This window comes from Variovorax sp. 01T439_2, assembly GCF_056398445.1.
The window spans coordinates 1-5,572 of the sequence record NZ_JBFTPJ010000338.1; the positions used below are offsets into that span (position 1 = coordinate 1).

The following is a 5,572-nucleotide window of genomic DNA, read 5'->3' on the forward strand; positions in this document are numbered from 1 at the left end:
CGCTGAAGCCGCTCGACTTTGCCATCCGTGAAGGCGAGTTCGTCTCGGTCGTCGGACCTTCGGGCTGCGGCAAGAGCACGCTGCTCAAGATGGTGGCCGGCCTGCTGCCGATCAGCGGCGGCGAGCTCACGCTGGCGGGCAAGCCGATCAAGGGGCCGCAGAAGGACGTGGGCATCGTGTTCCAGAGCGCGGTGCTGCTGCCCTGGCGCAGCGTGGAGGACAACATCCTGCTGCAGGCCGAGATGCGCCACCTGCCCAAGGCCGCGTCGCAGGCCCGTGCGCGCGAGCTGATGGAGATGGCGGGCCTCAAGGGCTTCGAGGGCAAGTACCCCTGGCAGCTTTCGGGCGGCATGCAGCAGCGCGCGTCGATCTGCCGCGCGCTGCTGCACGACCCCTCGGTGCTGCTGATGGACGAGCCCTTCGGCGCGCTCGACGCGATGACGCGCGAGAAGATGAACCTGGAGCTGCAGCGCATCTGGATGGCCTCCAGGAAAACCGTGATGCTGATCACGCACAGCATCCCCGAGGCGATCTTTCTCTCGGACCGCGTGATCGTGATGAGCGAGCGCCCCGGCTCGATCGCCGCGGTCTACGACATCGACCTGCCGCGCCCGCGCACGCTCGACGTCATGGCCTCGGCCGAGTTCGGCGCCTACACCAAAGAGGTGCGCGCGCACTTTTTCTCGCAGGGCATCCTGGACCACTGAGCCGCACCCATGGACGCGCCCCGTTTCCACGTCGAGGAGATCCGGTTTGCCGAGCGCGACGTCGCGCTCAGGCTGCCGTTCCGCTTTGGCGCCGCCACCGTCACGGCCTGCCCGCAGGTCTACGTGCGGGCGCGCATCCGCTTCGAGAATGGCCGAACGGCCGAAGGCTGTGCGGCCGAGATGATGGTGCCCAAGTGGTTCGACAAGAACCCGGCGCTCACCAACGAGCAGAACTTCGAGCAGCTTCGCTTTGCGCTGCGCGATKCGCGCGAAGCCTATCTGGCCGAGGACGAAGCGCAGACCGCCTGGACGCACTTCGCATCGAACTACGCCGCGCTGCAGGCCCGCGCGAAAGCCAAGGGCCTGCAGGCGCTGGTGGCGAGCTACGGCCCCGCGCTGATCGACCGCGCGCTGATGGATGCGCYGTGCCTGCACACGGGCCAGAGCTTTGCCGCGGCGATGAGCGCCAACCTGTGCGGCATCGATGTTGCCGGCAGCGGGCTGGCCGACGATCTCGCGGGCTTCGGCATGTCCGGCTTCCTGGCCGGCCGATCGCCGCGCAAGAGCATCGCGGCGCGCCACACGGTCGGCCTGGCCGATGCCATCGACGACAGCGACCCGCTGCCCGATGCGCCGGCCGACGGCCTGCCCACCACGCTGGCCGCGGCGGTGCAACGCTACGGGCTCACGCATTTCAAGCTCAAGCTCTGCGGCCACACGGCGCAGGACATCGCGCGCCTGGAACGCATCGCCCGCGTGATCGACGGCCACGCGCAGCTCGTGACGCTCGACGGCAACGAGCAGTACGCCGATGCCGGCGACTTCGCCGTCTTCCTCGACCGCATGCTGTCGACGCCCGTGCTGTGGAAGCTCGCGCAGAGGATGGCCTTCGTCGAACAGCCGATCCGCCGCGATGCCGCCCTGCAGCGCGACGTGGCGGCGCTGGGCAAGCGCATTCCCCTGCTCATCGACGAATCCGACGCCACGCTCGATGCCTTCGTGCGGGCCCGTGCGCTGGGCTACACCGGCGTGTCGAGCAAGAGCTGCAAGGGCTTCTACAAGTCGGTGGTCAATGCGGCGCGCTGCGCGCACTGGAATGCTTCTGAGAAAGCGGACCGCTATTTCCTGTCCGGCGAAGACCTGACCATGCAGGCCGGCATCGGCGTGCAGCAGGACCTCGCGCTGGTCGGCTGGCTCGGCCTCTCGCATGTCGAGCGCAACGGACACCATTACGTCAACGGCCTTGCGGCCGTGCCCGAGGCGGAGCAGCAGGCCTTGCTGAAGCTGCATCCCGGCCTCTACGAACCGAGCGACGGCGCTGTGCGCCTCGCCATCCGCGGCGGACAGCTAGCCCTGTCGCCGCTCGCCACCGCGCCCGGCTTTGCCACCGGCAAGCCCGGCGCCGGCATCTCGTGGGACGCCATGCGTTCCGTCTATTGAAGCACCTCTCTCGCATCCCAAGGAAGAAAACGATGGCCACCCAACGACTCGGAATCATCATGCACGGCGTCACCGGACGCATGGGCATGAACCAGCATTTGATCCGCTCGATCTGCGCGATCCGCGCCCAAGGCGGCGTCACGCTGTCGAATGGCGACAAGGTGATGCCCGACCCGATCCTCATCGGCCGCAACGCCGAGAAGATGGAAGCGCTCGCCAAGGCCCACAACATCGCGCGCTGGGGCACCGACCTGGACGCGGCGCTCGCCAACAAGGACGACACGATCTTCTTCGACGCCGGCACCACGCAGATGCGCCCGACGCTGCTGGCCAAGGCGATCCGCGCCGGCAAGCACGTGTACTGCGAAAAGCCCATCGCCACCAATCTCAATGAGGCCGTCGAGATCGCGCGCCTCGCGGAAGGCTCGGGCCTCAAGCACGGCGCGGTGCAGGACAAGCTGTTCCTCCCGGGCCTGCGCAAGCTCGACATGCTGCGCCGCGCCGGCTTCTTCGGCCGCATGCTCAGCGTGCGCCTGGAGTTCGGCTACTGGGTGTTCGAGGGCGACCTGCAGCCGATCCAGCGCCCGAGCTGGAACTACCGCAAGGAAGACGGCGGCGGCATGATCCTGGACATGATGTGCCACTGGCGCTACGTGCTGGACAACCTGTTCGGCGAAGTGAAGTCTGTGTCGTGCATTGGCGCGACCCACATCCCCAGGCGCTGGGACGAGGCCGGCAAGCCCTACGAGGCCACCGCCGACGACGCGGCCTACGCCACCTGCGAGCTCACGGGCCATAACGGCGAGCCGGTGATCGCGCAGATCAACATGAGCTGGGCGACGCGCGTGCGCCGCGACGACCTCGTGACCTTCCACGTCGACGGCACCGACGGCTCGGCCGTGGCGGGCCTGTCGAGCTGCCGCGCCCAGTCGCGCGTGGCCACGYCGCGGCCGGTGTGGAACCCGGACGAGAAGCAGATGATGAATTTCTTCGACCAGTGGCAGGAGATCCCCGATTCGCAGGCCTACGACAACGGCTTCAAGATCCAGTGGGAGCACTTCATTCGCCACGTGGTGGAGAACGAGCCCTACAAGTGGACCTTGCCCGAGGGCGCCAAGGGCGTGCAATTGGTCGAGGCCGCGCTCGAATCGTGGAAGGACCGCCGCTGGGTCGACGTGCCCGCGCTGAAGGTCTGAAGAAGAAGTACAAGYCATGGCACTGACGCTGACCCTTCCCACCGCGAGCGGTTCGCTCGCGCCCTACGCCCTGCGCGGCACCGCGCCGGTGAAGCCCGATGCGGGCATCAAGTTCAACCGCATCGCCTACTCGGCCGCGCACGTGGTGGCCGACCCGCTGGCCGCGGTCGACCCCTGGCTGCAGGCCGCCGTCGACTGGGACACGACCATCGCCTACCGCCGCCACCTGTTCTCGCTGGGCCTGGGCGTGGCCGAAGCCATGGACACCGCGCAGCGCGGCATGGGCCTGGACTGGCCGACCTCGCTCGAGCTGATCCGCCGCTCGCTCGATGCCGCGAAGGACGTGCCCGGCGCGCTGGTCGCCTCGGGCTGCGGCACCGACCACCTGAACCTCGACGAGGTGAAGAGCGTGGACGACGTGATCCGCGGCTACGAAGAGCAGATGGCGGCGATCGAGGCGCTCGGCGGCAAGTTGATCGTGATGGCGAGCCGTGCGCTCGCGCGCGTGGCGAAGAGCCCTGCCGACTACGAGCGCGTGTACGACCGAATCCTGTCGCAGGCCAGGCAGCCGGTGGTGCTGCACTGGCTCGGCGAGATGTTCGATCCGGCGCTGGCCGGCTACTGGGGCACGAAGGACGTCGACGCCGCGATGGACACGGCGATCGGCATCATCGCGGCGCATCCCGACAAGGTCGACGGCATCAAGATTTCGCTGCTCGACAAGGACAAGGAAATCGCGATGCGCCGCCGCTTGCCAAAGGGCGTGCGCATGTACACGGGCGACGACTTCAACTATGCCGAGCTGATCGCCGGCGACGGCTTCGGCCGCGAGCCCACGCACGGCAAGAGCGACGCGCTGCTGGGCATCTTCGACGCCATCGCGCCGGCTGCGAGCGCGGCGCTGGGTGCGCTGGCCCAAGGCAATACGGAAAAATTCCACGCGATCCTCGGCCCGACGGTGCCGCTGTCGCGCCACATCTTTGCGGCGCCCACGCGCTTCTACAAGACCGGCGTGGTGTTCATGGCCTGGCTCAACGGCCACCAGAAGCACTTCACGATGGTGGGCGGCCAGCAGAGCACGCGTTCGCTGCAGCACTTCGCCGAGCTGTTCCGGCTGGCCGACGCGGCCAACCTGCTGGAGCAGCCGGAACTGGCGGCGCGGCGCATGAAGACGCTGCTTGCGCTGCACGGCGTGGACAATTGATCGAAGCCATGCGCGACTTCTCGCAGAACCACGACTGGCTGTCGATCAACACCGCCACCATCCGCAAGCAACTGGGCGCCGAGGTGCCGCTGGACCGCATYATCGACCAGTGCGCCGAACGCGGCATCCGCGCGATCAGCCCCTGGCGCGACCAGGTGGCGGCCGTCGGGCTCGACAAGATCGCAATGCAGCTGAAGGCGCACGGCATCGGCCTTTCGGGCTACTGCCGCGGCGGCTTCTTTCCGGCGGCCGATGCAGCGGGCCTGAAGGCCGCGCTCGACGACAACCGCCGCGCGATCGACGAGGCCAAGACGCTCGATGCGCCCTGCCTCGTGCTGGTGGTCGGCGCCCTGCCCGGCGCGCTCGAGGGCAAGCCTCTCTACAAGGACATCGCCCGCGCACGCGGCGAGGTGCGCGACGGCATCGCCGCATCGCTTGAATACGCACGCGAAGTCGGCATGCCGCTGGCCATCGAGCCGCTGCATCCCATGCAGGCGGCCGACCGCGCCTGCATCAACACGCTCGAACACGCGCTCGACATCTGCGACGAGCTCGATGCGGGCAAGAGCGGCATGCTGGGTGTGGCGCTGGACATCTATCACGTGTGGTGGGATCCGAAGCTGCAGCAGCAGATCGCGCGCGCCGGCCGCGAGCGGCTGCTGGCGTACCACGTCTGCGACTGGCTCACGCCCACGCGCGACCTGCTCTCGGACCGCGGGATGATGGGCGACGGCGTGGTCGAGCTCAAGAAGATCCGCGGCTGGGTCGAGGACACGGGCTTCGCGGGGTTCAGCGAGGTCGAGATCTTTTCGAATCTCGACTGGTGGCAGCGGGCCGGCAGTGAAACGCTCGACGTGTGTATCGAACGGCATAAGCAAGCTGTTTGAATTCCGTTTTGCGGACGGCGTATTCGGGGTGCGTGCACAGGCCACCGGGTACTCCCCTCCGCGAATGTCCCCCGCCTTCGGCTCCTCCTTTATTTCGCTGCGGGGAGCACCCGATGGCCTGTGCACCAGGGCACGCTC

At 67.9% G+C, this 5,572-nt stretch carries 5 protein-coding genes; all 5 read left to right on the plus strand.

The window, feature by feature from the left end; all coding sequences use genetic code 11:
• Positions 1-707 (plus strand): ABC transporter ATP-binding protein (locus AC1DOC_RS16910; protein WP_478130125.1); only part of this gene is annotated, 707 nt, incomplete at its 5' end.
• Between the two features lie 9 nt (positions 708-716).
• Positions 717-2,147: an enolase C-terminal domain-like protein gene (locus AC1DOC_RS16915; RefSeq protein ID WP_478130126.1), complete on the plus strand. Its 1,431-nt coding sequence runs from the start codon at positions 717-719 to the stop codon at positions 2,145-2,147.
• 32 nt (positions 2,148-2,179) lie between these two features.
• The gene (locus AC1DOC_RS16920; RefSeq protein ID WP_478130127.1) at positions 2,180-3,343 is read left to right on the plus strand and encodes a Gfo/Idh/MocA family protein; all 1,164 of its coding nucleotides are present in this window, start codon (positions 2,180-2,182) and stop codon (positions 3,341-3,343) included.
• A gap of 16 nt (positions 3,344-3,359) precedes the next feature.
• Entirely contained in the window at positions 3,360-4,547 is a 1,188-nt protein-coding gene (locus AC1DOC_RS16925) for a dihydrodipicolinate synthase family protein (RefSeq protein ID WP_436311016.1), read from the plus strand.
• An 8-nt stretch (positions 4,548-4,555) separates the two neighbouring features.
• The gene (locus AC1DOC_RS16930) at positions 4,556-5,434 is read left to right on the plus strand and encodes a sugar phosphate isomerase/epimerase family protein (RefSeq protein WP_478079641.1); all 879 of its coding nucleotides are present in this window, start codon (positions 4,556-4,558) and stop codon (positions 5,432-5,434) included.
• Positions 5,435-5,572 lie beyond the last annotated feature (138 nt).

Excerpts from the sequence above, each read along its gene's own strand:
- AC1DOC_RS16925 (WP_436311016.1), top strand. The coding sequence starts at position 3,360 with ATGGCACTGACGCTGACCCTTCCCACCGCGAGCGGTTCGCTCGCGCCC.